The organism is Kitasatospora sp. NPDC059160, from assembly GCF_042755465.1.
Lineage (GTDB): Bacteria > Actinomycetota > Actinomycetes > Streptomycetales > Streptomycetaceae > Kitasatospora.
The window spans coordinates 1-23,953 of record NZ_JBHZCN010000130.1 but is presented as its reverse complement, the minus strand read 5'-3'; the positions used below and the strand labels follow the sequence as shown (position 1 = coordinate 23,953).

Below are 23,953 nucleotides of genomic sequence, written 5' to 3'. Positions count from 1 at the left end.
CACCCGCCTGACCGCCAGCCCCGACAGAATCGGGCAATACCTCCGCCCGAAACCCTTCGCGGCAGCCTAAATCGGTATCGAACGCCCTCTGAGGGCGTTCCTCTCGGGCCAACAGGCCCACGGCGCCGCCATGGTGAAGGACCGGCGACAGGCCTTCGCACGCCTCGCCGAAACGGAGACCGCGCTGACGCAGGCCGAGGGCCGCAACGACTCCGTGGGCGGCTACGACCAGGCCGCCTACCACTTCCACGTCTCACACGTGCTGTACGAACTGGGCGACCTGCCGGGGGCGATCAAGGAACTCCAGGTCTCCAACCGCGTCCGCCCGGCCAACGAGAAGCAGGGCCGCGTCCACGGCACCGGCCTGCTGGCCCGCCGCCAGATGGAACTCGGGCACGTCGAAGCCGCCTGCGCCACGTGGGACGCCTTCCTGGACGACTACGTCACGATCAGCTCCGTCCGGGGCGACGAGCACTTCCAGGCCCTGGGCAAAGCCATCCCGGCCCACGCCACCAACCGCACAGCCCGCCAACTCCACCAACGCACCCGCGAGGTCGCCCGCCAGAAGGCTGCGTGAGGCGTGGGATACGGTCTGGTCGTACGATTCACCGTCCGCGACGCAGCGGCTGCAAGCGCGTTCGACCAATTGGCGGCGGAGACCATCGAGGAGATCCGCGCGAAGGAGCCCGGGACTCTCCTCTACGCGATCCACTCAGTACCGGGTCAACCCAACGTTCGAATCTTCTACGAGTTGTACGTGAGCCGCTCGGCGTTCGAGGAGCACGAACGGCAACCTCATGTCCGTCGCTTCCTCACCGAGCGCGCTCAGCACCTTGATTCGTTCGAGGTGACATTCTTGAACGAGCTGTCCAGCACCAGGCCTTGAGGTGACGAGGTGCGGTTCGGAATCACCGGCCACCGGGGACTGACGGCCGAGAGCGTGTTACGGCACCGCTTCTCGAACGCGATGCGCGATACAAAATCCAGGCCTCGCACGATCTCGTGCGCAGCCTCGGCATCCTCGACCCTCGTCTCGGCCTCCGGCTTCGAGCCGGAGGCCTCGTCCACCCGCGCACCCTTGTAGGTCAGGACACTCCGTGTGCCATCCGGGCCGTGCACGGTGCGGATCCGCAACTCCCGGTCGGCACCCATCAGGCTGCCGTCCGGCGCGTCGTAGTACGTGTCGCGGTAGACCTCGGCCCGGCCCGCGCCGTACCGCTCCTCCAGCCGCTTGAGCACGCCATCAGGGTCGCGCACGACCGCCTTGAGCTCAGCCTCGATCACCATCCATGTTCCTCCGTCAGATTGCCCACTCAGAAGTGCCCGTCAGGCTGCCGCCATGACTAGGCTCGCCTCCATGCTCCGATCCGTAGTCTTCGACATCGGCGAGACCCTGACCAGCGACACCCGCTACTGGGCCGATTGGGCCGGGTGGCTCGGCGTCCCGGCGCACACCATGTCAGCACTCGTCGGCGCCGTACTGGCCAAGGGCCGGGACAACGCGGACGCTATCCGAATCATCAAGCCAGGTATCGACATCGCCGCCGAGTGGCACGCCCGACAAGCTGCGAATCGCGGCGACCGCCTCGATGAGTCGGACCTCTACCCGGACGTACGTCCAGCGCTGGCGCGGCTGCAGGCTGCCGGGTTGTGGGTCGGAATCGCCGGAAACCAGAACGCACAGGTCACGCATCTGCTGCGAGCTCTTGCCCTTCCAGCCGACGAGATTGCCACCTCGGGCGAATGGGGCATCGCCAAGCCAAGCCCTTCCTTCTTCGACAAGGTGAAGGAGTGGGCGCCAGGTGACCCAAACGAGATCGTCTATGTCGGCGATCACCCCGCCAACGACATCAGCCCGGCCCGCGCCGCCGGCCTCCGCACCGCCCACCTGCGTCGTGGGCCAATCGGCCTGACTACCACCGCACTCGAAGCGGACTGGACGGTGAGCTCACTCACGGAGCTGGCTAGAATCCTCAGTGGCGCATAACGGACTCCTCCTGCTGTGGCGCGCCGACAGGGGGATTACCGAGACCCATCCACCTACTGGGCTGCAAGATCCGTGTGTCGCCGGAGAAACAGACGATCGGACCGCGGCTGCAAGGCCGCGCACAGTCAATCGTCAGCTCGGTCGAAAATCTCACATATACCAACTGGCAATATCAGGTTCAATATTGACGATACCTTGGATGCCATCGTCGTGCTGAGCCGGAGAGACGTGGTCGATCACCGGGGATTCGTAGCCGCCGCCAGCGCGTACGGGCTTGCGGCGCTGGGCCTGCCCGACCCGGACACCGTGCTGCGGCGGGTGCAGGTCAAGGCCGGCGGGAAGATCAGGGTCGGCCGGGGCAAGCCCGCCTCTACCGTCTCCGCGCCGTTCCCGGCGTCGGGGAACTGGACGAGCGCGCCGCACGGTTGGGGTGATGCGGAATGCGGATCGGAATCACCGGCCACCGGGGACTGACGGCCGAGATCGAAGAGCAGGTCCGACAACTGCTCGGATCCTCGCTCCCGCGCGAGGAACCGAGCAGTCTCACCGTCCTGTCGTGCATCGCGGACGGGCCGGACGCCTGGCTGGCCGAGATCGCCCTTGAGCGGGGTGGGCAGTTGGAGGTCGTCATCCCCGCCGATGGATACCGGGACGGACTGCCGGATTGGCATCACCCGCTCTACGACCGGCTGTTGGGTAGCGCCGCCGCCGTTCACCGCACCGGCCTCACGGAGTCCGACTCGGCCGCCCACATGGCAGGCAGTGAACTCCTGGTCCAGCAGGTCGACAAGCTCCTCGCCGTCTGGGACGGCCTCCCGGCCCGGGGCTACGGCGGTACGGCCGACGTCGTCGCCTACGCGCGACAGCGCGGCGTACCGGTCGAAGTGCTCTGGCCGCAGGGAGCACAGCGATGAGCCGGCGGGCAGCGCGACGCGTCTGACCGATCGACACTGCACCCGGCAGTGGCCGCGGAAGCCTTCGAGGGCAACAGTGTTGGCTCTCCCGTATGGGAGCTCAACGGCGGACGTGACGCCCCCGACGATCAGTTGGACGCAGGCTTGGGGGCGTACCGCAGCAGCACGACGTCGCCGATCGTCCGAGCTTCCAGAAGTCCCATCCGTCGGCCGCTTCCACCAGGGTAGTTCGCCGGGTGGAGGAAGCGCGGTGCGGCGGCGTCGCCGACGAGCAGCGGGGCGATGGCGAGGTGGATCTCGTCGGCCAGCCCCCGGGAGAGGAACTGGGTGTGGATCTGTCCACCGCCCTCGACCATGAGGCGGTCGACCCCGCGGGTGGCGAGGTCGTCGAGCAGCGCACCGAAGTCGACGGTGGGGCCGGTGCTGACGACGTCGGCGAGGCCGTCGAGCGTTTCCTGGAGCTTCGGTGCGGCGGCGTCGGTGGTGTAGACGACCTTCTTGTCGCCGAAGTGCCAGAACTTGAGGTCCCGGCTGAGGTCGCCGCTGGCGGAGATGGTGACCTTGAGGGGGTACTCGGGCTTGCCGGCCGCGATCCGGTCGGCGCGGCGCTTCTCGCTGTTGACCAGCAGGCGGGGGTTGTCGCTGCGAAGGGTGTTTCCGCCGATGAGGATGGCGTCGGATTCGGCTCGGACCTGGTCGACGCGGTCGAAGTCCTCGGCGTTCGACAGCAGCAGACGCTCGGGGGAGGCGTCGTCGATGTGACCGTCGACGGACGTTGCGACGCTCAGCAGGACGAAGGGGCGGGCGGCCATCGGCGGTCCGTTCTCTCGGGACAACAGGGCTCTGGTCATCACACTTCATGGAGCAGGACGCTGTCGAGCGCCTGCCGGAAGTGGGCGACTTCCGGTACGCCGTCACACCCTTGCAGCAGGGTGTCGAGGTGCGCCAGCTCGGAGAGGATCCGCGCCGACCCGGTCGTTGCCGCAATCGACAGCGCCGCGGCGGCCGTTGTCGCGGCGCGCTCGGGGCCGTCGGTGTGGAACTGGGCGATGGCCGAGCGGGCGAGGTAGACACCGCGGTCTCGCTGGTAGCTCGCGGGCAGGGCCCGGATCGCCTTCTCGAAGCCGGATGCCGCCTCACGGTGGCGCCCCAGGCACGACAACGACCGGGCGCGCTGGGCCTCCACGTAGGCCTCGTTGAGCCACCGGCCTCGGCCGAGCGGTGCCTCTGGCGGCTTGGCGAGCAGCACGAGAGCTTGGTCGAAGGAGCGCTGGGCTGTCCTCTCGTCGCCGAGCAGCGCGTGTCCGTGGGCCGCGTACACCGCCCCCATCGCGTTCAACCGAGTTCCCGCGCCGGCCAGGCGCTGGGCCGCGGCAGCGAGGTCGATCGCCTCGATGGAGTCCTGCATGTCGCCGGCGAGCTGGGACTTCCGCGCCATGATGTAGGCGGTCAGCTCCTGCTCGCCGGAGGCGCTCGCCCAGTCGACGGCACGGTCCGCCCAGTACTGGGCGGCACGGTGATCGCCGCTGTCCTGGTAGAGCCAGCTGCAGAACTCGGCGTACTCGGCCTGCACTTGCAGAAGGTCGTGCCGGTCTCGGCCGGAGGCCTCGCGGCGGAGACGTTGGATGAGGTGCACGTGCTCCTGGGCCGTGGCGACGACCTCGCGAGGCCCCAGGACGTTGTCGCACTCGACCAGCGACCTGCGGAGCAACCGCATGTTCTCGACCGGGTGGATCTCAGTGGAAAGCGCCGGCGGGACGGCCCAGGGGCCGGGCGCTGCGGATCTCTCGGAGGGTGTGACGCCCAGGACAGCGGTGCCGGCCCGCAACAGGGGCCGACGCGGCAGGCTCACGAAGACGATCCTCCCGTCGGCCGTCCGGCAACCGACCCGGACGCCGCCGTCCATGACGGCCATGGACGCCACGCCGGCCCTGGTCTCCTCGGCGCCGGCCGCTTCCATTTCCGGTGTCGCGGTTTGCCGGCCAGCTCCGTCCGGCAGAGAAGTACCCTGCACCGGCCCCATGTTGCCGGTTGGACCGGTCCGCCCAGGAGCGTCCAGCAGGGCTTCGGAGAGTTCCTTCTGGTCAACTCTCAACAGGCTGGCGAGCTTCAGCATCTGCCACGGACGGGGCACAGCCTGACCGCGATCCCACCGGCCGACCGTCGTCCGGTCGACCCCCATCGCGATCGCGAGGGACTCCTGCGTGTACCCCGCGCTCATGCGCAACGCGATGAACCGCTCGCGCCGTGCCCCCATCGCCCGTCCCCAGAATGCCGGAACCCGCTTGCGCCAGAAGGTGCCAGGCCAGCGGACGCTTTGCCACACAGATGCAGCGTCAATGCAGCAATTCTGCTCTGTTCAAAGACGGTTCGCAGCGATTTCGTAGAGCTCGCCGGACACCACGGCGATACCACTGGAAGGAAGGACAAGGCATGGAGAGCACCACGCCCGCCGTTCACGACGACGAGGGCGGCCTGCTGGTCGCCGTCCGAAACATCCGAGCCGCCCGCTCCCGGGCCGACGTGCCGTCCGACAACACCGGCGGCCGATCCGACCAGAACGACACCTGAGCAGGACGCCCACGATGCCTGAGACCGCCTCGTGGGCGGTGCGCCTGGGTGGGGACCAGTTCCTCACCCAGGCGCTCCACCGCTCCTACGCCGTGTTCCCCGCAGATGGAGCCGACACCGCTCCCCTCCTGTCCTGGGACGATCTGAACACCATCCTCGCCACCCACCGCATCGAGCCGCCCCGGCTGCGGCTCTCGCAGGACGGCCAGACCGTCCCCGTCAGCCGGTACTCGACGCCGACCACCAACCGACGCGGGGCGACCTGGAACCGGCTACACCCCGCCCAGCTGCACGCCAGGCTCGCCGAAGGCGCCTCCCTCGTCGTGGACGCGATCGACGAGATCCACCCGCCGATCCGAAGCGCAGCCGAGGACCTGGAACGCTTCGTCGGCACAACCGTGCAGACCAACACCTACGCCTCCTGGACCGAGCACGAGGGCTTCGGCCGGCACTGGGACGACCATGATGTCGTCGTGGTCCAGCAGTACGGGGCGAAGCGCTGGCGGCTGTGGGAGCCGACGCGGCAAGCACCCACCTTCCGCGACGTGGACTCACCGGAGGAGCCCGAAGGCGAGCCCATCGCGGACTTCGTCCTCCACCCGGGCGACATCCTCTACCTGCCTCGCGGTTGGTGGCACAGCGTCACCGCCGACCAGGGCACGGAGTCGCTGCACCTCACGTTCGGGCTCGTCACCCAGACCGGCGCCTCCCTTGTGGGGTGGTTGGTGGACGAGCTGCACGAGAGCACCGTCCTGCGGATGGACGTCCCGCGCCACGCCGAGGCGGACGCGAAGGCCACCTACCAGAACGACCTGCGGACCGCGGTGCTCACCGCGCTGTCCGAGCCCAACCTGATCGACCGCTGGGCACGGTCCACCGGCACCACCCACTTCGGCCGACCGACGCCGTCCCTGCCCTACGTGGACGCCCTTCCCGCGGGCAGGGAGATCGCGGTGCGACTCACCGCCCCGCGCGCCGAACTCACCAGCAACCCGGACGCCGGAACCGTCACCCTGTCCGCTGCCGGCACCGCGTGGGACTTCGCCGAGCGCGCCGGCCCCGCCCTGCAGATCCTGCTGACCGGGGACACCGCCAGCATCGCCGAACTCGCCGACGCCGCGGGCCTGGAGGTCAAGGACGTGGCCGGCGTCCTGACCGCCCTGGTCCAGGGCCAGGTCCTCGCCGTCGTCAAGGCCGACCGGTGAGCCCCGTTCTCGGCCTGGGGACCTACCGGGTGCGCGCTGCCCGCGACGCGGCGCGCACTGCCCTCATGGCCGGAGCCCGATGGATCGACACCGCCCCCAACTACGCCCACGGCCAGGCGCACCATGACCTCGGCCCCGTCCTCGCAGAGCACCCGCACGCCAAGGTGACGACGAAGACCGGCTTCCACCCGGGCGGCCGCCACAGCCTCGCCCCCGTGGACGTCCGCGCCCAGACCGAGGAATCGCTCGCCGTGCTCGGCCGTGCCGACGTCGTGTTCCTCCACAATCCCGAGCAGTCGAGCCGCGATCGGCAGCAACTGCACCTCAACGTCCGGGCTGCGTTCGGCGTGCTGGAGGAGTTCGCGGACGCTGGCCGCATCGGGGGCTACGGCATTGCCACCTGGTCCGGCTTCACCGAGCAGGCGTTCACGGTCGCCGAGCTGGCCGGACTGGCGCGGGAGACCGCCGGATCGACGGACCACCACCTCACCGGCGTGCAGATGCCGGTCAGCCTCGTCATGGCCGAGCCTCTCGCCCTGGCCCTCGACGGCGCTGGGCCGCTCGTCCACGCACGCGACGCCGGAATCACCACGTTCGCGTCGGCGCCCCTGCACGGCGGTGAACTGCCTGGCCTGATGACCCCCGAACTGGTGAACCTCCTCGCGCCGGGATCGACCCCGCACGCCACCGCGTTCCAGGTCATCGGAGCGTGCCCGGCACTGGACGTCGTCCTCACCTCGACCAGCACCCGCCGGCACTGGGACGATGCGAGAGCGGCGCTCGCCGAACCGATCCCCGACAAGCGACTCAGGACGGTGCTCGATGTCCTTTCAGCCGGATGACGACACCCGGCGCAACCTGATGGCAGCGCACGAAAAGGCGGCGGCCTTCCTCGGCCTCGTGTGCACCGGACCGGCGGTCTTCGGCACCTCCGGAACCACCATCGGCCGGCGAGCCGAGAGTGTCTGGCTCCGGGTCTCCAGAAACAGCCGTCACCGGGCGCCCCGACCGACCGGTCAGGGAGCCCTCGGCGCGGAACAGCTCATCCCCGCCTCCGTCCCGCGACCCCGGCTCCACAACACCGCGGACTGGACCGAGACCGGCTGGTTCTACCAGGCCGACGTTTTCGACCTGGTAGGTCCCACGGTCTCCTCCACGCCGGATCTTCGCGACGATCCTGGCCTGGACGACGGCTGGTGGAGCGCATTGAAGGACGCGCTGGCCGGCATCGCGGAAGCACCCAGTGCGAAGATCACTCTGCGCCGGACGTGGGTCGAACAGGTCTTCCCGAAGTACCTCGGCATCCCGGCCCCGGCCGAAGTCGAGCGGACCACCGGGCACGGTGACCTCCAGTGGGCCAACCTGACCACCGGGCCGCTCAAGATCCTCGACTGGGAACGCTGGGGCCTGGTGCCGATCGGCTACGACCCCGCAGTCCTGTGGGTCAGCAGCCTCCTCGTGCCCGAGGTCGCGGACCGCGTCCGCGTGGAGTTCGCCGACATCCTCGACACTCCTGCCGGACGTGTCGGTCAGCTGATCGCTCTCGCAGAGATGCTCCAGGCTGTTGATCGGGGGTACTACCCAGAACTTGCCCCTCTCCTCGCTGACCGGGCATGTGGGCTGACTGGGGTTACCCCGCCGCAGGTCACGGACCCCGGCTTCGTCAGGTGGACCATGGACCAGCAACAGAGTTGACGAACAGGGAAGGAGCGCACATGGACTCCATCGCGCGCCCTCCGGGCGGTCACGACGCCGAGGACATCGCAAGCGCGAAGGAGCGAGGCCGGCGAGATCTGGCGCCGATCGACGATGCCCACCAGGCGGGCGAGATCACGGTCGCCGAGTGGCACGCGGCTACGGCGGCACGGCCGACGTCGTCGCCTACGCACGGCACCGGAGCGTGCCGGTCGTCGTGCTCTGGCCACAGGGAGCACGGCGATGAGCCAGCGGGCCCGCTGAACCCCTCCGGATCACACCGGTCGCGCCGCCGCGACCGCATCGGTGTACAGGTCCGTGGTCAAGTCGCTCTCTCCGATCCCCAGTTCCGCAAGTACGGCGCGGACGAAAGCGAGTGCCGACCCTAGCTCGTGCTCCGTTGCCGCCATCGTCTCGACCTCGATGAACGTGGCGTCGTCCAGCTCGGGTACGCGCACGAGCGTGACCAGCACCCGCCGGCCATCACGCTCGAAGGCGTAGTTGCGGCATCGCTTCTCGAACGCGATGCGCGGAACGAAACCCAAGCCCCGGACGATCTCGTGCGCGGCAGCGGCATCCTCGACCCTGGTCTCGGCCTCCGGCTTCGAGCCGGAGGCCTCGTCCACCCGCGCACCCTTGTAGGTCAGGACGCTCCGCGTGTCATCCGGGCCGTGCACGGTGCGGATCCGCAACTCCCGGTCGGCACCCATCAGGCTGCCGTCCGGCGCGTCGTAGTACGTGTCGCGGTAGACCTCGGCCCGGCCGGCGCCGCACCGCGCCTCCAGCTGCTTGAGCACGCCTTCCGGGTCGCGCACGACCGCCTTGAGCTCAGCCTCGATCGCCATCCACGTTCCTCCGCCCGCCGTCGAGCGGCTTCTCACCGAGGGCCGCGCGGAGCCAGTCCAGCGAGTCACTCGCGAGAATCGCATCGGCGAGGGCGTTGCCGGACTTCGTGGTGAGCCGCCCACGGCTGTTGTCGATCCACCGCTGCGCGTTGGCGTAGCCCTGCGCCTTGTACTCGACGCCCTGGATCATGCACTCCAGCTTGTCCGCGTCCCGGGCGCAGACCGCCTCCGGGGTCTCCTTCCCCTCGTACTCCGCAACAAGGTCCTGAATGGCCGAGGCCAGGATCTCGGGCATCCCGGCGACCTGGTCAGCCGTCACGGCCACCGGATCCGCACCGGGCGCGTACTTCTTGCCCAGGTGGTTGACGTCCCCGGTACGCGTCTCCTGCGAGTCGTGCCAGACCGCGAGGAAGGCGGCCTGCGCCGGGTCGGCGCCTTCGAGCTTGGCGATGACCGATGCGATCAGCGCGGTCCGCCAGGAATGCTCGGCGACCGACTCCGGATCGCGGACCCCGGCCATCCACCATCCCGTGCGCTTGGTCTGCTTGAGCGTCCCGGCTTCGAACAGGAACCTCGCCACCGAGGTCAGGTCGTCCGTCATCCTCTGGCTCCTCTCACACCTCGGCAAGGCGGATCGCGTAACGGATGCTGTCGAGTTCGCGCCGCCCCCGTGGCGAGAGCTCCCGCCCATCCAACATCACCGGAAGCCGTTCGCGAGGTAGCCCAGCGGCTCCGGAACATTACCTCGTCGCCCGTTCCGGATGTCGAGGGGCCAGAGAAGCGACCACTCCTCCAACTGCATGGGAAGAAAGCAGATCTTGCGATGCCGTGGCTTCCGTCATCGAACTGATCCGGAGGACCGTGGTGGATCGCCGGGGTTCGCAGTCGCCTCCGGCGCGTGTGCACCTCCGACGCTGGGTCTGCCCGACCCGGACGCCGTCGTCCGGCGCGGGCGCCTCAAGTCCGGGGATCGGTCGCGTCGGTGTGATCTCGGCCCTCGACCAGAAGGGGGTCGAGGGCTGGTCAACTGGTGATCGCGGAGAGCCGCCGTCGCAGGGGCTGCTCAAGGTCGAGGTTGTCGCCTCGTGTGGTGGTCTGTAGCAGTTCAGTGATGACGGCCAGTTCGGCGAACTGCCCGGCTGGCGTGTCGAGGATGTGGGCGAGTCGGTGACGGACCTGCGTGGCGGTGTCCGGCACGAGGAGGCTGTACGAGTACAACAGCGCCGCGTCGTACCCGGCGGGAGCGACGCCCCAGCCTTCCCAGTCGAGAACCGTGAGGGCCGGGCCCGTGAGGTTGGCCCAGTGCAGGTCGCCGTGGGCCGTCGTCCAGGCGGCCACCTTGGTGTCGATCGGGATGCCGAGGTACTGGGGCATAGCGCGGTCCAGGTACTCCTGCCGGACAGCGACCCGGTCGCTCGGGACGGTGGCGATGGCGTCGAGGGCGGTGCTGAGCGCGTCCCACCAGGCATCGTCCAGGTCGGGCGCTTCCCGAAGGATCGGCTCGTGGGTGGTGATGGTGGGGGCGGTGATCTGGTCGTACAGCTCTGCCAGGTAGCCGTGCCCGGCCTCGGTCCAGGTGCGCCGCTCCCGCAGGCGTGGCCTGGGTACCGCGGGAGGCATGAGCCGTTCTGCCTCCCGCGGCCCCTCCCAGAGCTTCCCGCCGGCCTTGTCGGCCGGGGCCGACACCAGGCGGAGCCAGCCCTCGCCGGACGCCGTGGCAACCGGGCGGCTGAGGGTACGACCGCGCCAGCCCCACGCTTCGCGGGAGCCGATCGTCGTCGCGTCGAACGCCGCTGCTGCTGTGGCGTGCGTCCCGCGCATCCGCCTGGCGGTGTCCGGCTCAGGTTCCGAGTACATCAACGACCCTTCGCAGTACGTCCGGAGACAACGACGGTCGGCCGACGGCTCCGGCGGCCTGACCCCAGTGTTCCGCGTTCCCCGTCGACAGGAGCACGCGCTTCACCCCTGGGGCTGAAGCGACGACGGCGAGGGCGGTCTCGGCAGGGGTCTTGCCAGGGGTGATCAGCTCGGACAGTTCCGGGGTCACCAGGTCAGGGATCTCGCCGCCGTGGAGCGGGGCGGAGGCGAACACCTCCAGTCCCGCATTCAGGGCGTCGGCCAACGGGCCATGTCCGCCGAGAGCCTGGGCGACGGGCGCGAGGTGGACGAGGGAGACCGGGAGCTGGATGGCCCGCAGGTGGTGGTTCGGGCCGCCGGCTTTGGCCGCGAGTTCGATCAGCGCGGGTACGTCGAAGAGGCGGCTGCTGAAGCCGCGCCAGGTCGCCACTCCGTAGGCGCTGATGACCTGTTGACCGCAGGCCTCTTCCAGGGTCAGGAAGGCCTTGTAGAGCCGGCCGGTGATCTCGCCGTCCGGGCAACCGTGTTCGGGGTTGTGCACGAACACCAGGTCGGGTACCCGGCCGAGCATGCGCCTGCTACGGGCGAGCTGCCAGGCGATGTAGTTCGGGGCGAGGCAGTACCCGCGTTCGGCATCCGCTGCAATCAGGGCACCGGCCCGCACGCCGATGTGCCCGGCGCCAGCCGGGATGAAGCCCACCTTCGTGGAGACGCGAAGATCCCGGTGGGCAGCCAGAACCGGGGCGAGCGAGGTTTCCGCCTGGCCGCCTGCGTAGTTGGGCGCGGTGTCCACCCAGTCGGCACCTCGGGAGGCGGCCATCAGCGCGGCCTCGGCCACATCGAGGCAGCGGTAGGTGCCGAGGCCCAGCTGGGCCGTCATGGCGCACCTCCGATCACGGCGGCTTGGCCGTCGACCAGCTCCGTCACGACATTGGCCGCCTGTGTGATGGTGATGCCTGCGGCCTGTGCGAGATCAGCCAGCCGATGGGGGTCCCCGTCTGCGAGGAGCGCGAGCATCGGCTCGGCCTTGGCGGCGAACGTCCACTCCTCGCCGCCGGCGGTCAGCCGGACGGTGTCGTCGGACACGGCCGTGAGCGCGGGTCGCGTGGTGACCAGGCGCACCTGGAGGTCGGCATCCGGCGGGGCTGCCGTGATGTGGGGCAGCGACGGTGCGAGCCGGGCTCGCTCGGTGGCGTCGCGGGCGGAGGAGAAGCGGGCGATCAGGTCGTCGCTCTCCAACTCGGCCGCGAGGAGCTTGCCGATCGTGTCGAGGAACGCGCGCTGCTCTTCGGCTGCTCCGAAGCGCGGAATGTCCGCCCGGACGGCCTCGTGGGCGCGCAACATCTCCGACAGCCAGGTGATCAGATCGGCGCCGGTTGTGCTCTGCAGTCCGCACGTGACGTGTAGCGAGGGTTTGCCCTCGGAGGCGGCGACGGCGTGCCACCAGCCCCGAGGCAGGTAGAGCACATCACCGGCCGTGAGGACCAGATCGGCGACGGGCTCTTCGGGCGGCGGCTCGGGTGTCTCGACGTCGCGGTGCATCGGCACCGTGCGCGTGGGGCCGTAGATGCGCCAGCGCTTGGCGCCGTCGAGCTGGACGACGACCACGTCGTGATCGTCCCAGTGGACGCCGAAGCCTTCGACGCCGGTCCAGGAGGCGTACAGGTTGACCTGCACGCCGGTGCGCAGCCAGCGCTCCAGCTGGCCGGCCAGGGACCCGATGCCGGGGTGGAGTTCGTCGACGGCATCCAGGACCAGCGTGGCACCCTCGGCGAGACGCTGGTGCAAATCGGAGGGCTGGAGCTGGTGCCAGACGGTGCTCCGCCGGGTGGTGATCGGCCGGGAGTAGGTGTGTGCGGGCACCTGCTCCCCGTTGGCGGCGAGGCGGAAGCGAGGGGGTTCGAACCGGTGACGGGTAAGGATGGCGTTGAGGTCATCCCAGCTCATCAGCCCAGCAAGCGACGCGGCTTCGCCGCGTGCGACCTTGAAGCTGCGGCTGAGCGTCTGGGCGAGGAAGTCATCCCCGCCCAGACGCTCAACCACCGAGAAGTGCTCGGCGGTCATCGTGATGCAGCCGTCAGTCGTTGGTGTCGGTTCGGCCGGTGGAGCCGCCGTCCGACGGCTGCTCGCCGCGCGAGCGAGCCGCGGCGACCTTCGTACGGGCGACAAGCAGGCCGTCGCCCTCCAGCTCAGTGCCGGTCGTCAGGTTCTCGGGCATGAGGTACTCCTTCGGTTTCATGGGGCGGGCCGACTGCCCAGCCCTGTCGTGGGTGCAGCGATGGATCCGTTGCCAGGGCAAGCCGTTGGCAAGGAACCTCAGGTGTTCTTGCCGCGTAGCTGTTGATCAGCGCGGCCACCCGCATCCCCCAAGCCCGCGTCGGGGCGGGAGGAAGTCTTGTCAGGCACTGGTCGGGACGACGTCCCGTGCCTTCGGGGCCGCGGCCCTCACCAGCGCGGTGAGTCGCTCGTCGCCCGAGACTGCGGCGGTGGTGCCGACCTCGAGCCAGATCCGCTTTCCGGCGGGGTCCGGCTCGACGCCGCGGAGCGCGTCCTCCGCCAGCGGCAGGCCCCAACCGCGCACGGTCCGTATCACCCGCCGCCGGGCGTTCGGTACGGCCTTGGCACTGGGCAGCACGCAAAAGCCGAACGGGGCAGGGGTGATGGCTTGGCGAGTGGCGACGGACATGAGTGCGCACCTTTCACCGGGACGAGGTCGGCAGCGGGCCGATTCGCGCCGGGATTCACCCGGCAGGTATCCACAGAACCGCGTCCAACGCCGATGAACCAGAGCAGAATTGAGGCGACAACGAGGCATCCGTGCTGCAAACCCGGCCATGAACTGGCCTGTTACGGCTACGGACGAACTGACCTACCCCTGGAGGACGCAGAATGGCATCCAGGCGGTCCCGGCTGATCCAGCGCAGGGAGGCAGTCGGTCACACCCAGGAATCCCTGGCTGAAGCCCTCGACGTGGACCGTACGACCGTGGGGCGATGGGAGAGCGGCAGGGGCACCCCGCAGCCCTGGATGCGGCCGAAGCTCGCCCGCGTCCTGAGGCTCTCGGTCGACCAGTTGGCTGACCTGCTGGGAGCACCCCTGGCAGCCGCCGAAGCAGTTCCACCGCTCAACAGCGTGAGCGAAACCTCGCCCCTTGTGCCTGCCTCACACACGGACCACGACGGCGATCTCGTCGTGGCCGTAGCAGCCGACTCGGCAGAGTCCGCGCTCTTCCTCCGCTTCGCGAGCGCGTCCAACGTGGACGACACGCTGCTCGAACAGATCGACGCGGACATTGCGAGGCTGGCAGGGGACTACGTGAGCAAGCCGGTGTCCGAGCTCTTCCACGACATCGGAACCCTCCGGCGAGGAGTGTTCGACTTACTCCGAGGCCGCCAACACCCCTACCAGACAAGCCATCTCTACCTACAAGCCGGACGCCTCTGTGGCCTGGCCACCCATGTCGCCCTCGACCTCGGCCAGTACGCGGCTGCGGCCACGCATTCTCGAACGGCCTGGCGCTGCGCGGAGTCAGCCGGCCACAACGGTCTCCGGGCCTGGATCCGATCCGTCCAGTCCCTGATCGCCTACTGGCAGCAGGACCACCGCCAGGCCGCCGAGCTGGCCAGAGCCGGACTGCTGTACGCGGACAGCGGGACCATCGCAGCTCGTCTGCTCAGCCTCGAAGCACGGGCCACCGCCGCGCTCGGCGACAGCGCGAGCGCGCTACGGGCCGTGGAAACGGCCACGGCAGCGCGGCACACGGTAGCGGCCGTGGACCTTCCCGGTGTGTTCACGTTCCCCGAGGCCAAGCAGTGGGCCTACGCGGGTACCACCCTCATTGCCCTGGGCGGTCACCGTCACGTGAATCGAGCCATCGAGGCGTCCTCCAGGGCTATCGCCCTGTACGAGTCCGGGCCGCAGCAGGAGCAGTCCTCCGGCGACCTGCTGGCCGCGTTCCTCGACCTTGCCAACGCCCACCTCGCCCACGGTGACCTCGACGGTGTGCAGGAGAAGCTCTCGGTGGTGCTGTCTGCCGCACCGGGTCGTCGCACAGCGAGCATCTCTGCCCGTCTTCGGGTGCTGAGCACCCGTCTCGCCGAGCCCGCCTACGCAGGCTCCCCGATCGTCCTGGGTCTCCGCGAGAATGTCAGGGAAGCCTGCTCTCGACCCGCACTCACGAACCCTCCGGAGCTGCCCGCATGACGAGCAACACCGCTCAGCAGGACGCCGCAGTCACCGACCGGTCCGTCCTCGCGAACAACGCCTACGCCGACGGACGCCACCTGGCTGCCCGCCAGTCGATCTACCGGTGGCAACAGCCGCGGTACGACCTGCCCGGGATCGTCGTCGAAGAGCTGGCCGACACAAGCGGGATCGTCGTCGACATCGGCTGCGGCAACGGCAAGTTCGTCAGCCGCTTGCACAAGGACCGTCCAGACCTTCAGATCGTCGGGATGGACATCTCGGCGGGCATCCTCACCGAGGTCCAAAAACCGGTCCTGGTGGCCGACGCCCAGGCTCTGCCCTTCGCCGACGACAGCGCCGACGCCGTGCTGGCCCTGCACATGCTGTACCACGTCAGCGATATCGAGGCCGCGATCAAGGAACTGGCCCGTGTCCTGCGGCCTGGCGGCGTGCTCATCGCCTCGACCAACAGCGACACCGACAAGCGCGAGCTGGACCGGCTCTGGGCCAGGGCCGCAGGAGACGTCCTCGGTATCCCGGAAGGGCCAGCACGGGTCTCCCTCAGCTCCCGCTTCTCCCTGGAAAAGGCAACCGGCTACCTCCGGACAGCGTTCAAGGACATCCGGGTGCGGGAACTACCCGGCACCGTCGAGATCACCGATCCTGCGCCGATCGTTTCCCACCTCGCCTCCTACGAAGCGTGGGCTGACCAATCCGGCGTCCCTTTCCGCGAGACGGTCAGTCGGGCAGCAGAGATCGCTGCCGCCGCCATCAAGACGGACGGCTCATTCAAGATCACGTGCCTTGGCGGAATTCTGACTTGTCGACGCTAAGGCCGCCAGGGCAGCGGACCTGGCGGGAGTGGGCGGCAGAGCCGTGGCCGTCGTTCGCGTGACTTTTCGGCTCACCGCTGTACGGCCTCCGAGCGGCTCGGGCTCACTGTCACTTCCGAGGGCCGGTGGGGCGTGGCTCGATCACTCGGCCCACGCATGGCTGTTGGGGTGGCGCGGTATGTTGCCGGGCGTGCCGATGGATGACGACCACCCGAACGCCACAGCCAGCCGTGAGCAGTGGCGGCGGGTCCGGACGTTCCTGAATGACCATCGCTTCGCGTTGACCGGGCAGCTGCTGGCCGAAGGCGCATCCGGGCGGCTGGTCCCGGGGTTGCCCCTGTTGGCCCGTCCGCACTGGATTCCGGGGCAGCCGGTGCCGCTGGAGCGGGTCCGGTTGCGGTGGCAGGCGGACACGCCCCCGGCCGTGCTGGACGGCGGGGAGCCCGAGCTCGATCACGTCCGGGCGCGGCGGGAGGACGGCACCGCGTTCCGGTACTACTCCGATGCGGTAGGCGAGCTCGCCAGGCCCCGGTTGTTCGAGGACCGGAGCTGCTACCGGCTGTTGGAGGTGGCGGCGGACGGCCCGACGTTGACCTTCGGGCGCGGGCGGTACTTCGACGTGATCAACATCTGCGAGGCGGCGGCCCACGAGTACGCCGCCTCCGTCCTGGCGGGCCCGGACGGGCGCACGCCGTTCCGGGACGCCGTCGGCGATCCGACCGACCTCGCCCGCCGCCCGGTCATGGAGGCCGTCACCACGCTGACCGTCCGGCACGATCGCCGCACCGGCGACGCCGAGTTCCTGCTGCACTGGCGCGACCCCGCGAAGGTGGCCAGCGGCGGCGGGCTCTTCCAGGTGATGCCGGTGGGGATGTTCCAGGCCTCCCACGACGCGCCCTGGAACGAGGCCAACGACTTCGACCTCTGGCGGGCTGTCCTGCGGGAGCTGAGCGAGGAGCTCCTCGGCGGCAGTGAGGAGTACGGGAGCAGCAAGGCACCCATCGACTACGAGGCCTGGCCGCTGCACCGGACGCTCGGAGCAGCGCGGCAGGACGGCAGTCTGCGGATGTTCTGGCTGGGCCTCGGGATGGACCCGCTGACCTTCGTCACCGACCTGCTCACGGTGGCCGTCTTCGACGCCGAGCTGTTCGACGAGGTCTTCCGGCGGATCGTCTCCACCAACGACGAGGGCCGCCGCGTCGGCCTGGACGACGCGACCGGCCGCTCGGTCGGCATCCCGTTCACCGCCGAGCAGGTGGACCGCCTCACCACCACCGAGCCGATGCAACCCGCCGGTGCGGCGCTGCTCCGGCTTGCCTGGGGGCACCGGGAGGCGCTGCTGCGCCGCTGAGCGGGCGTGACGGGCCGGCCGTGGGCGCCGCGCGCGGTGGGCTGCCCAGGGGGCCGGATTCGCCGCCCGACCGAGTGTCGAGGAAACTGAACAGCGTGACTGATGTGCGAGAGATCCTGGACTACCAGACCTTCGGCCGGGCGGTGCGTGAGCTGGCGCAGACGATCGCCGACGACGGGTTCGAGCCCGACCTCGTCCTGAGCATCGCCCGGGGTGGCGTGTTCGTGGCGGGTGGGCTGGCGTATGCGCTGGACTGCAAGAACATCCACCTGGTGAACGTCGAGTTCTACACGGGCGTGGGCACCACCCTCGACATGCCCGTGATGCTCGCGCCCGTCCCCGCCGCGATCGACTTCACCGACAAGAAGGTGCTGATCGCCGACGACGTCGCCGACACCGGCAAGACCTTGAAGCTGGTGCACGACTTCTGCCTCGACCACGTCGCCGAGGTCCGGTCCGCGGTGATCTACGAGAAGTCGCACTCCCTGGTGAAGTGCGAGTACGTGTGGAAGCGGACCGACGACTGGATCGAGTTCCCGTGGTCGGCGCAGGACCCGGTGGTCAAGCGCCCCGGCCAGGTGCTCGACGCCTGAGCCGCCGATCCGCCGTCACCGCCGATCCGCCGGGGCGGGGCAGGGCGGGGCGGGGCAGTGCGGGGCGCAGCGGGTCCGGGCGGCCTCAGTGGGTCGCCCCCTCCGGGACGCGGAGGTCCACCGTACGGGTGGCGGCCGTGGTGAGCAGGGCGCGCAGGGCGTGGGCGACGAGGTCGGCCGGCAGGGCGGGGGCGGAGCCGTCGAGGACCTGCTCGGGCAGGGCGGGGATGTGCACGAACCCGCCGCTGGCGGTGGGGTGTTCGGTGGCGAGCGTGTGCATCAGGGCGTAGAAGACGTGGTTGCAGACGAAGGTCCCCGCGGTGTGGGAGAGGGAGGCCGGCGCGCCCGCCTCCCGGACGGCGGCCACGCAGGCCTTGACGGGCAGGGTGGCGAAGTAGGCCGCGGGGCCGCCGGGGACGACGGGCCGGTCGACCGGCTGTCGGCCGGCGTTGTCGGGGATGCGGGCGTCGTCCACGTTGACGGCGACGCGCTCGACGGTGACGTCCGGGCGGCCGATCGCCTGGCCGAGGCAGACGACCAGGTCGGGGGCGCAGTCCGCGATCGCTGTGCGCAGTTCCTCGGCCGCCCGTCCGAAGACGCAGCTCAGCCGGGTGGCGGTGACCAGGAGCCCGTCGGGCGGGTTGTCGGCGACGAGGCGGGCGACCTCCCAGGAGGGGTTGACGTCGGCGCCGTCGAACGGTTCGAAGCCGGTGAGCAGGACTCTGGTCATCGGGGCTGCCTTTCCGGGAGGGGTCAGAACGCGAAGAGCGACATGATGGCGATGTTGCAGACCAACAGTGCTCCCGCGGTGGGGAGTTGGGCCTTGATCGGCCCGTACTGGTCCTTGAGTTCGAGCAGGGCCGCCGGGACGAGGTTGAAGTTGGCCGCCATCGGGGTGACCAGGGTGCCGCAGAAGCCGGCCAGCATGCCGACGGCCAGGACGACGCCCGGGCTGCCGTGCAGTTGGGTGATCAGGACCGGCCAGCCGATCGCCGCGGTCATCACCGGGAAGGCGGCGAAGGCGTTGCCCATGATGATCGTGAACAGCGCCATGCCCAGGCAGTAGACCGCCACCGCCGCGTACTTGCTGCCGTCCGGGAGGAAGTGGGTGGTGATCCTGCCCACCTGGGTGCCGACGCCGGCGCTCTGGAAGATCGAGCCCAGGACGGCGAGGAGTTGGGGCAGCAGCAGGGCCCAGCCCATGGCCTCCAGCAGCCCGCGGCCCGAGCGCAGGGCGACGGCGGGGTTGCGTTCACGGGTGAGCAGCAGGGCGAGGCCCAGGGCGACGAGCGAGGCGATGCCGAGCCCGAGGAGCGTCTCGCTGCCGGTCTGCAGCAGCACCCCGCCGCCCAGGTGCACGCCCTTGAGGAGCGTGCCGCAGGCCAGCGCGACCAGCGGGAGCGCCAGCGCCGGGATGAACAGCCGGTTGCCCAGGCGCGCGGCGGAGGCGGCCCGCTGCTCGGGGGCGGCGGCCGTGGGGGTGCCGCGGCCGGTGAAGCCGAAGCCGGCCAGGCAGATCATCGCCAGGACGGCGACGCCCAGCGGCGCGGCGGGGGCGGACTTGTCGGCGACCCAGGAGCCGTAGACGAAGCTCGCGCCGAGCAGGCCCCAGAAGGCGGCGCTGCCGTAGCGCTTGGGGTTGCCGCGGTCCGCGGCCATCTGCGCGGCCATCGCGAGGAAGACGGCTCCGACCAGCCAGTACAGCCACTCGACCTTGATCACTTGGTCGTCTCCTCGGTGCGGTCGGCGGTGGTGGCGGGCGCGGTGGTAGCGGCGGGCGCCGTGGTGGCGGTGGTAGCGGCGGGCGCGGTGGCGGTGGTGGCGACAGGCGCGGTGACGGCCGCGGCGGAGGGCCCGGCAGGCAGGTCCCGGGCGAGGGTGCGGTCCAGGCGCAGCAGGCGCGCGCCGTGGATGAGGGTGGCGCAGACCGCGGTGGGGATGGCCCAGAGCGCGAGCTGCACCGGCTCCAGGTCGGTGTGGTACGTCGCGTCGACGAAGCCGGTGATCAGGAGGATCGAGCCGACGGCGAGGAAGCAGTCCTCGCCGAAGAACAGGCCGACGTTGTCGGCGCTGGCGGCGAAGGAGCGCAGCCGTTCGCGGGCCTTGTCGGTCAGGGTGCCGTGGCGGCGTTCAGCGGCGGCCTCGGCCATCGGCGCGACCATCGGGCGCACCGCCTGGGCCGGTCCGCCGAGTCCGGTGAGGCCGAAGGCGGCGGTGAGCTGGCGTACCACCAGGTAGACGGCGAGGACGCGTCCGGCACTGGCCTTGGCGAGCTTGTTCATCAGGGTGCGCGCCTGCTCCTGGAGGCCGTGGCGCTCCAGCAGGCCGATCACCGGCAGGGTGATCGCGAAGAGGGTCACCGAGCGGCTGGAGGCGAAGCCGGTGCCGAAGGCCTCCAGGACCTTCAGCGGGCTCATCCCGCCCAGCAGTCCGGTGAGGATGCCGGCGGCGCCGACGACGAGGAGTGGATTGCGCCGGGTGGCGAACCCGGCCACCACGACGAGGATGCCGACAAGAACGATCATGTTCCTGACCGCCTTTCAGAGGACCTCCGCCCTATGGGTGGCCGCCTGGGCACCCCGGGGCCGAGGCGGTCGCGATTGGGTGGACCGCGACCGTTCGGGGGTTGCCGAGAGGCTAGGGGATTGTGGAACAATCCGACAAAAGTTCAGGAGGTGGAACGTGACCGGAGTTTTCGACGCGCTCGCGGCCGACCGGGGTCGCATCGAACGCGCCAGCGCCGCCCAACGCGTGGCCGAGGTGCTGCGCGAGCACATCACCGAGGGCCGGCTCGCCCCGGGCACCCGGCTCTCCGAGGAGGCGCTCGGCGAGGCGCTCACCATCTCGCGCAACACGCTCCGCGAGGCGTTCCGGCTGCTGGCCGACCAGCGGCTGGTCGTGCACGAGCTCAACCGCGGCGTGTTCGTCCGCATCCTCGAACCGGCCGACGTCGCCGACATCTACACCCTGCGCCTCGCGCTGGAGACGGCCGGGGTACGGGCCCTGCGCGCCGCGACGCCCGAGCGCCTGGCCGCGGTGCGGACCGCGCTGGCCCGCGCGGAGGACGCCGAGGCGTTCGGCGACTGGGTCACCGTCGGCACCGCCGACCTGCACTTCCACCAGGCCATCGCGGGGCTCGCCGGCAGCCGGCGGATCGACGAGTGCATGGCCCGGCTGATGGCCGAGCTGCGCCTGGCCTTCGCCGCCGTCCCCTCGGCCAGCGGGCTCCACGAGCCGTTCCTGCGCCGCAACCAGACGCTCGCCGGGCTGCTGGAGGCGGGCGAGATCGACGACGCCGAGGTGGAACTGACCAGGTACCTGAACGACGCGCGCGCGGTGATCGTCCGCGCGATGACGGACGGCGCGGCGTGACACCGCCCGGAAGCACCGAAGGCATCGAAGCCACCGCAGCCACCGAAGGCACCGCAGGCACCGCAGGCACCGAGGGCGCCCCCACGACGGTCGTCGACCTCAACGCCGACCTCGGCGAGGGCTTCGGCCGCTGGACGCTCACCGACGACGACGCCCTGCTGTCCGTGGTCACCAGCGCCAACGTCGCCTGCGGCTTCCACGCCGGGGACCCCAGCACCATGCAGCGGGTCTGCGAGCTGGCCGCGGCCCGGGGCGTACGGATCGGCGCCCAGGTCTCCTACCGGGACCTCGCCGGGTTCGGCCGCCGGGCGATGGACGTCCCGCCCGACGAGCTGGCCCACGAAGTCGCCTACCAGATCGGGGCGTTGCAGGTGTTCGCCCGGGCGGCCGGAGCGGACGTGGCGTACGTCAAACCGCACGGCGCGCTGTACAACCGGACGGTGCACGACGAGGAGCAGGCCGAGGCGGTGGTCCGGGGCGTCCACCTCGCCACCCGGGAGCAGGACCTGCCCGTGCTCGGGCTGCCCGGTTCACGGCTGCACGAGGCGGCCCGGCGGGCCGGACTGCCCGCGGTCGCCGAGGCGTTCGCCGACCGCGCCTACACCGCGCACGGCACGCTCGTGCCGCGCCGCGAACCCGACGCCGTCGTCCACGATCCCGACGCGGTCGTCGACCGCTCGGTCGCCATCGCCCGGGACGGCGAGGTCACCGCCCGCACCGGCGAGCGGATCCGGCTGCGGGCCCGCTCGCTGTGCGTGCACGGCGACACCCCGGGGGCCGCCGAGCTGGCCCAGCGGGTGCGGACCGCGCTGTGGCGGGCCGGGGTCCGGGTCGAGGCGTTCGCACCCGTACCGGAGCGGGCGGGCGGAGCTACGGGATGAACGGGATGAACCTGCGAGTCCTACGGGTCGGCCCGGACGCGCTGCTGGTCGAACTCGACGGCGCCGACGAGACGTTCGCCTTCCACGCCGAACTCCAGCGCCGCCGCGCGGCGTCGGGGTTCCCGTCCGTCGCGGAGGTCGTGCCGGCCGAACGCACCGTCCTGCTCGACGGCGTGGCCGATCCGGACGCCCTGGCCGCCGAACTGCCCGGCTGGCGCGTCCCGCCGCTGCGGACGAGCGCCGACGCGACCGTTACCGTCCCGGTGCGCTACGACGGCGCCGACGTGGCGGAGGTCGCCGCGCTGTGGGGCGTCGCCGAGCGGGAGGTCGCGCGGATCCACTCCGCGACCGAGTTCCGGGTCGCGTTCAGCGGCTTCTCCCCCGGCTTCGGCTACCTGACCGGCCTGCCCGAGCGGTACCGGGTGCCGCGGCGGGCCGCGCCGCGTCCCGCCGTCCCGCCCGGGGCGATCGCCCTCGCCGGCCGCTACACCGGCGCCTACCCGCGCTCCTCCCCCGGCGGCTGGCAGCTGATCGGGCACACCGACGCCGTGCTGTGGGACCCGTCCCGCGAACCGGCGGCCCTGCTCAGCCCGGGTGCCCGGGTCCGCTTCGTGATCGAGGAAGCATGAGCGGGAAGCATGAGCCGGGAAACCTCAGCGGGGACGTATCAGCGAGGGAACAGGAGGGAGGAAGCATGACTGTCACCATCACCCGCTCCGGCCTGCTGACGACCGTCCAGGACCTGGGCCGCCCCGGGCACGCGCACCTGGGCGTGCCGCGGTCCGGCGCGCTGGACCAGCCCGCCCACCGGCTGGCCAACCGGCTGGTCGGCAACCCCGCGACGGCGGCCACCCTGGAGACCACCGTGCTCGGCTGCGCGCTGCGCGTGGACCGCGCGGTGACGGTCGCCGTGACCGGAGCACCGTGCGCCGTACGGGTCGACGGGCGGCCCGCCGCCTGGGGCGCCCCGGTGCGGCTGCCCGCCGGGGCGCTGCTGGACGTGGGCCCCGCGACGCGGGGCGTGCGCAGCTACCTGGCCTTCGCGGGCGGGGTCGCCGCCGCCCCGGTCCTCGGCAGCCGCTCGACCGATCTGCTGTCGGGGCTGGGCCCCGCTCCGCTGGCACCGGGTGACGCCCTGCCACTCGGCGAGCCGGTCGGCCCGGCCGCCCGGGCGGACGTGGTGCCGACGCCGGCGCCGCCCGATCCGCTGCTCCTGCCGGTGCTGTTCGGCCCGCGCGACGACTGGTTCACGGCCGGCTCGCTCGCCGTCCTGACCGCTTCCGGCTACCGCGTCTCCCCCACCAGCAACCGGATCGGCCTGCGCCTGGACGGCCCGCCCCTGGAGCGCGCCCGCGAGGGCGAACTCCCCAGCGAGGGCATGGTCCTGGGCTCCGTCCAGGTCCCGCCGGACGGCCGCCCGGTGGTCTTCCTCGCGGACCACCCCACCACCGGCGGCTACCCCGTCATCGGCGTCGTCCCCGCCGCCGCGCTGGCCGCCGCCGCCCAGGCCGCCCCGGGCACCCCGGTCCGCTTCACCCCGATGCGGCGGCGGTGAGTTCGGTGCCGGGGCCCGCACCGGCAGGACGCCGGACCCGGGGGCGGCCCCGCGGCCCCGGCGGGGGGGGCGGGGGGCCGGGGCCCGGCCCCCCCCCCCGGCCCCCCAC

At 70.9% G+C, this 23,953-nt stretch carries 30 protein-coding genes and 1 pseudogene; 17 read left to right on the top strand and 14 right to left on the bottom strand.

Annotated elements, in window-relative coordinates; all coding sequences use genetic code 11:
• Positions 1-130: 130 nt before the first annotated feature.
• A complete protein-coding gene (locus ACFXOZ_RS37040) occupies positions 131-577 on the top strand; it encodes a hypothetical protein (protein WP_380594331.1) in 447 nt (148 codons plus the stop codon).
• A 3-nt stretch (positions 578-580) separates the two neighbouring features.
• Positions 581-886 carry a putative quinol monooxygenase gene (locus ACFXOZ_RS37035; RefSeq protein WP_380594329.1) on the top strand — a complete coding sequence of 102 codons (306 nt, stop codon included), beginning with the start codon at positions 581-583 and terminating at the stop codon, positions 884-886.
• On the opposite strand, the gene ACFXOZ_RS37030 is transcribed toward ACFXOZ_RS37035, so the two are convergent.
• Positions 826-1,287, bottom strand: a complete 462-nt coding sequence (locus tag ACFXOZ_RS37030) for a class IV adenylate cyclase (protein WP_380594327.1) — start codon at positions 1,285-1,287, stop codon at positions 826-828. The two genes, ACFXOZ_RS37035 and ACFXOZ_RS37030, sit on opposite strands and share 61 nt — an antisense overlap.
• A gap of 70 nt (positions 1,288-1,357) precedes the next feature.
• On the opposite strand from ACFXOZ_RS37030, the gene ACFXOZ_RS37025 reads away from it, so the two are divergent.
• From ACFXOZ_RS37025 to ACFXOZ_RS37015, 3 genes are all read left to right on the top strand, one after another.
• Positions 1,358-1,987: an HAD family hydrolase gene (locus ACFXOZ_RS37025; protein ID WP_380594325.1), complete on the top strand. Its 630-nt coding sequence runs from the start codon at positions 1,358-1,360 to the stop codon at positions 1,985-1,987.
• A 195-nt stretch (positions 1,988-2,182) separates the two neighbouring features.
• Positions 2,183-2,461 (top strand): hypothetical protein, encoded by a 279-nt coding sequence (locus tag ACFXOZ_RS37020; RefSeq protein WP_380594323.1) that lies wholly within the window; start codon positions 2,183-2,185, stop codon positions 2,459-2,461.
• Positions 2,428-2,901, top strand: a complete 474-nt coding sequence (locus ACFXOZ_RS37015) for a hypothetical protein (protein WP_380594321.1) — start codon at positions 2,428-2,430, stop codon at positions 2,899-2,901. The genes ACFXOZ_RS37020 and ACFXOZ_RS37015 overlap by 34 nt, the downstream gene beginning before the upstream one ends.
• A 128-nt stretch (positions 2,902-3,029) precedes the next feature.
• On the opposite strand, the gene ACFXOZ_RS37010 is transcribed toward ACFXOZ_RS37015, so the two are convergent.
• Together ACFXOZ_RS37010 and ACFXOZ_RS37005 are read right to left on the bottom strand one after the other, a co-directional pair.
• Complete coding sequence (locus tag ACFXOZ_RS37010; RefSeq protein ID WP_380594319.1) at positions 3,030-3,752, bottom strand: RibD family protein; 723 nt, start codon at positions 3,750-3,752, stop codon at positions 3,030-3,032.
• Positions 3,752-5,227, bottom strand: a complete 1,476-nt coding sequence (locus tag ACFXOZ_RS37005; protein WP_380594317.1) for a helix-turn-helix transcriptional regulator — start codon at positions 5,225-5,227, stop codon at positions 3,752-3,754. Before ACFXOZ_RS37005 ends, ACFXOZ_RS37010 begins: the two co-directional genes overlap by 1 nt.
• A 107-nt stretch (positions 5,228-5,334) precedes the next feature.
• On the opposite strand from ACFXOZ_RS37005, the gene ACFXOZ_RS37000 reads away from it, so the two are divergent.
• Genes ACFXOZ_RS37000 through ACFXOZ_RS36985 form a run of 4 tightly spaced genes read left to right on the top strand, consistent with a single transcriptional unit; the run spans position 5,335 to position 8,372 of the window.
• Complete coding sequence (locus ACFXOZ_RS37000; protein ID WP_167745851.1) at positions 5,335-5,472, top strand: hypothetical protein; 138 nt, start codon at positions 5,335-5,337, stop codon at positions 5,470-5,472.
• A 14-nt stretch (positions 5,473-5,486) separates the two neighbouring features.
• The gene (locus tag ACFXOZ_RS36995; protein WP_380594315.1) at positions 5,487-6,677 is read left to right on the top strand and encodes a cupin domain-containing protein; all 1,191 of its coding nucleotides are present in this window, start codon (positions 5,487-5,489) and stop codon (positions 6,675-6,677) included.
• Entirely contained in the window at positions 6,674-7,519 is an 846-nt protein-coding gene (locus tag ACFXOZ_RS36990; protein WP_380594313.1) for an aldo/keto reductase, read from the top strand. The genes ACFXOZ_RS36995 and ACFXOZ_RS36990 overlap by 4 nt, the downstream gene beginning before the upstream one ends.
• On the top strand, positions 7,500-8,372 hold the full coding sequence (locus ACFXOZ_RS36985; RefSeq protein WP_380594311.1) for a hypothetical protein: 873 nt from the start codon (positions 7,500-7,502) through the stop codon (positions 8,370-8,372). Before ACFXOZ_RS36990 ends, ACFXOZ_RS36985 begins: the two co-directional genes overlap by 20 nt.
• 275 nt (positions 8,373-8,647) lie before the next feature.
• Here ACFXOZ_RS36985 and cyaB read toward each other — a convergent pair whose 3' ends face one another.
• The 8 genes and pseudogenes from cyaB to ACFXOZ_RS36945 all read right to left on the bottom strand — a co-directional run bounded on the left by cyaB (position 8,648) and on the right by ACFXOZ_RS36945 (position 13,760).
• Complete coding sequence (cyaB, locus tag ACFXOZ_RS36980; RefSeq protein WP_380594309.1) at positions 8,648-9,217, bottom strand: class IV adenylate cyclase; 570 nt, start codon at positions 9,215-9,217, stop codon at positions 8,648-8,650.
• Positions 9,201-9,818, bottom strand: coding sequence for an HD family hydrolase (locus ACFXOZ_RS36975; protein WP_380594307.1), 618 nt, complete (start codon positions 9,816-9,818; stop codon positions 9,201-9,203). The genes cyaB and ACFXOZ_RS36975 overlap by 17 nt, the downstream gene beginning before the upstream one ends.
• A 13-nt stretch (positions 9,819-9,831) precedes the next feature.
• Positions 9,832-9,939, bottom strand: a pseudogene (locus ACFXOZ_RS36970) (transcriptional regulator); the annotation flags it as partial.
• A 301-nt stretch (positions 9,940-10,240) separates the two neighbouring features.
• Positions 10,241-11,074, bottom strand: a complete 834-nt coding sequence (locus ACFXOZ_RS36965) for a hypothetical protein (protein WP_380594305.1) — start codon at positions 11,072-11,074, stop codon at positions 10,241-10,243.
• Positions 11,058-11,954, bottom strand: a complete 897-nt coding sequence (locus ACFXOZ_RS36960) for an aldo/keto reductase (RefSeq protein WP_380594303.1) — start codon at positions 11,952-11,954, stop codon at positions 11,058-11,060. The genes ACFXOZ_RS36965 and ACFXOZ_RS36960 overlap by 17 nt, the downstream gene beginning before the upstream one ends.
• Positions 11,951-13,138 carry a JmjC domain-containing protein gene (locus ACFXOZ_RS36955; RefSeq protein WP_380521490.1) on the bottom strand — a complete coding sequence of 396 codons (1,188 nt, stop codon included), beginning with the start codon at positions 13,136-13,138 and terminating at the stop codon, positions 11,951-11,953. The genes ACFXOZ_RS36960 and ACFXOZ_RS36955 overlap by 4 nt, the downstream gene beginning before the upstream one ends.
• A 13-nt stretch (positions 13,139-13,151) precedes the next feature.
• On the bottom strand, positions 13,152-13,292 hold the full coding sequence (locus ACFXOZ_RS36950; RefSeq protein WP_199807964.1) for a hypothetical protein: 141 nt from the start codon (positions 13,290-13,292) through the stop codon (positions 13,152-13,154).
• A 180-nt stretch (positions 13,293-13,472) separates the two neighbouring features.
• A complete protein-coding gene (locus ACFXOZ_RS36945) occupies positions 13,473-13,760 on the bottom strand; it encodes a hypothetical protein (RefSeq protein ID WP_380594301.1) in 288 nt (95 codons plus the stop codon).
• 203 nt (positions 13,761-13,963) lie between these two features.
• On the opposite strand from ACFXOZ_RS36945, the gene ACFXOZ_RS36940 reads away from it, so the two are divergent.
• The 4 genes from ACFXOZ_RS36940 (at position 13,964) to ACFXOZ_RS36925 (ending at position 18,036) form a co-directional block, all read left to right on the top strand.
• Positions 13,964-15,277 carry a helix-turn-helix transcriptional regulator gene (locus ACFXOZ_RS36940; protein ID WP_380521494.1) on the top strand — a complete coding sequence of 438 codons (1,314 nt, stop codon included), beginning with the start codon at positions 13,964-13,966 and terminating at the stop codon, positions 15,275-15,277.
• Positions 15,274-16,092 carry a class I SAM-dependent methyltransferase gene (locus ACFXOZ_RS36935; protein WP_380594299.1) on the top strand — a complete coding sequence of 273 codons (819 nt, stop codon included), beginning with the start codon at positions 15,274-15,276 and terminating at the stop codon, positions 16,090-16,092. The genes ACFXOZ_RS36940 and ACFXOZ_RS36935 overlap by 4 nt, the downstream gene beginning before the upstream one ends.
• Before the next feature lie 190 nt (positions 16,093-16,282).
• Positions 16,283-17,443: a hypothetical protein gene (locus tag ACFXOZ_RS36930; protein ID WP_380594297.1), complete on the top strand. Its 1,161-nt coding sequence runs from the start codon at positions 16,283-16,285 to the stop codon at positions 17,441-17,443.
• 95 nt (positions 17,444-17,538) lie between these two features.
• Positions 17,539-18,036, top strand: coding sequence for a phosphoribosyltransferase (locus ACFXOZ_RS36925; RefSeq protein WP_360238628.1), 498 nt, complete (start codon positions 17,539-17,541; stop codon positions 18,034-18,036).
• An 85-nt stretch (positions 18,037-18,121) separates the two neighbouring features.
• Here ACFXOZ_RS36925 and pcp read toward each other — a convergent pair whose 3' ends face one another.
• From pcp to ACFXOZ_RS36910, 3 genes are read right to left on the bottom strand one after another with little or no spacing between them, the layout of a single operon-like run.
• Positions 18,122-18,766: a pyroglutamyl-peptidase I gene (pcp, locus tag ACFXOZ_RS36920; protein WP_375883792.1), complete on the bottom strand. Its 645-nt coding sequence runs from the start codon at positions 18,764-18,766 to the stop codon at positions 18,122-18,124.
• Between the two features lie 23 nt (positions 18,767-18,789).
• A complete protein-coding gene (locus tag ACFXOZ_RS36915; RefSeq protein ID WP_380521501.1) occupies positions 18,790-19,758 on the bottom strand; it encodes a DUF979 domain-containing protein in 969 nt (322 codons plus the stop codon).
• Entirely contained in the window at positions 19,755-20,561 is an 807-nt protein-coding gene (locus ACFXOZ_RS36910; protein WP_380521503.1) for a DUF969 domain-containing protein, read from the bottom strand. Before ACFXOZ_RS36910 ends, ACFXOZ_RS36915 begins: the two co-directional genes overlap by 4 nt.
• Before the next feature lie 157 nt (positions 20,562-20,718).
• Here ACFXOZ_RS36910 and ACFXOZ_RS36905 point away from each other — a divergent pair, with 157 nt between their 5' ends.
• The 4 genes from ACFXOZ_RS36905 (at position 20,719) to ACFXOZ_RS36890 (ending at position 23,844) form a co-directional block, all read left to right on the top strand.
• Complete coding sequence (locus ACFXOZ_RS36905) at positions 20,719-21,408, top strand: GntR family transcriptional regulator (RefSeq protein ID WP_380594294.1); 690 nt, start codon at positions 20,719-20,721, stop codon at positions 21,406-21,408.
• A 23-nt stretch (positions 21,409-21,431) separates the two neighbouring features.
• Positions 21,432-22,289, top strand: coding sequence for a LamB/YcsF family protein (locus ACFXOZ_RS36900; RefSeq protein WP_380594333.1), 858 nt, complete (start codon positions 21,432-21,434; stop codon positions 22,287-22,289).
• 5 nt (positions 22,290-22,294) lie between these two features.
• Positions 22,295-22,918, top strand: a complete 624-nt coding sequence (locus ACFXOZ_RS36895; protein WP_380594292.1) for an allophanate hydrolase subunit 1 — start codon at positions 22,295-22,297, stop codon at positions 22,916-22,918.
• Positions 22,919-22,983: 65 nt separating this feature from the next.
• Positions 22,984-23,844 (top strand): biotin-dependent carboxyltransferase family protein, encoded by an 861-nt coding sequence (locus ACFXOZ_RS36890; RefSeq protein ID WP_380521505.1) that lies wholly within the window; start codon positions 22,984-22,986, stop codon positions 23,842-23,844.
• Positions 23,845-23,953: the final 109 nt, after the last annotated feature.

Excerpts from the sequence above, each read along its gene's own strand:
- ACFXOZ_RS37040 (WP_380594331.1), top strand. The coding sequence starts at position 131 with ATGGTGAAGGACCGGCGACAGGCCTTCGCACGCCTCGCCGAAACGGAG.
- ACFXOZ_RS37030 (WP_380594327.1), bottom strand. The coding sequence starts at position 1,287 with ATGGTGATCGAGGCTGAGCTCAAGGCGGTCGTGCGCGACCCTGATGGC.
- ACFXOZ_RS37025 (WP_380594325.1), top strand. The coding sequence starts at position 1,358 with ATGCTCCGATCCGTAGTCTTCGACATCGGCGAGACCCTGACCAGCGAC.
- ACFXOZ_RS37015 (WP_380594321.1), top strand. The coding sequence starts at position 2,428 with ATGCGGATCGGAATCACCGGCCACCGGGGACTGACGGCCGAGATCGAA.
- ACFXOZ_RS37010 (WP_380594319.1), bottom strand. The coding sequence starts at position 3,752 with ATGACCAGAGCCCTGTTGTCCCGAGAGAACGGACCGCCGATGGCCGCC.
- ACFXOZ_RS37000 (WP_167745851.1), top strand. The coding sequence starts at position 5,335 with ATGGAGAGCACCACGCCCGCCGTTCACGACGACGAGGGCGGCCTGCTG.
- ACFXOZ_RS36995 (WP_380594315.1), top strand. The coding sequence starts at position 5,487 with ATGCCTGAGACCGCCTCGTGGGCGGTGCGCCTGGGTGGGGACCAGTTC.
- ACFXOZ_RS36985 (WP_380594311.1), top strand. The coding sequence starts at position 7,500 with ATGTCCTTTCAGCCGGATGACGACACCCGGCGCAACCTGATGGCAGCG.
- cyaB (WP_380594309.1), bottom strand. The coding sequence starts at position 9,217 with ATGGCGATCGAGGCTGAGCTCAAGGCGGTCGTGCGCGACCCGGAAGGC.
- ACFXOZ_RS36975 (WP_380594307.1), bottom strand. The coding sequence starts at position 9,818 with ATGACGGACGACCTGACCTCGGTGGCGAGGTTCCTGTTCGAAGCCGGG.
- ACFXOZ_RS36965 (WP_380594305.1), bottom strand. The coding sequence starts at position 11,074 with ATGTACTCGGAACCTGAGCCGGACACCGCCAGGCGGATGCGCGGGACG.
- ACFXOZ_RS36960 (WP_380594303.1), bottom strand. The coding sequence starts at position 11,954 with ATGACGGCCCAGCTGGGCCTCGGCACCTACCGCTGCCTCGATGTGGCC.
- ACFXOZ_RS36955 (WP_380521490.1), bottom strand. The coding sequence starts at position 13,138 with ATGACCGCCGAGCACTTCTCGGTGGTTGAGCGTCTGGGCGGGGATGAC.
- ACFXOZ_RS36950 (WP_199807964.1), bottom strand. The coding sequence starts at position 13,292 with ATGCCCGAGAACCTGACGACCGGCACTGAGCTGGAGGGCGACGGCCTG.
- ACFXOZ_RS36945 (WP_380594301.1), bottom strand. The coding sequence starts at position 13,760 with ATGTCCGTCGCCACTCGCCAAGCCATCACCCCTGCCCCGTTCGGCTTT.
- ACFXOZ_RS36940 (WP_380521494.1), top strand. The coding sequence starts at position 13,964 with ATGGCATCCAGGCGGTCCCGGCTGATCCAGCGCAGGGAGGCAGTCGGT.
- ACFXOZ_RS36935 (WP_380594299.1), top strand. The coding sequence starts at position 15,274 with ATGACGAGCAACACCGCTCAGCAGGACGCCGCAGTCACCGACCGGTCC.
- pcp (WP_375883792.1), bottom strand. The coding sequence starts at position 18,766 with ATGACCAGAGTCCTGCTCACCGGCTTCGAACCGTTCGACGGCGCCGAC.
- ACFXOZ_RS36910 (WP_380521503.1), bottom strand. The coding sequence starts at position 20,561 with ATGATCGTTCTTGTCGGCATCCTCGTCGTGGTGGCCGGGTTCGCCACC.
- ACFXOZ_RS36895 (WP_380594292.1), top strand. The coding sequence starts at position 22,295 with ATGAACCTGCGAGTCCTACGGGTCGGCCCGGACGCGCTGCTGGTCGAA.
- ACFXOZ_RS36890 (WP_380521505.1), top strand. The coding sequence starts at position 22,984 with ATGACTGTCACCATCACCCGCTCCGGCCTGCTGACGACCGTCCAGGAC.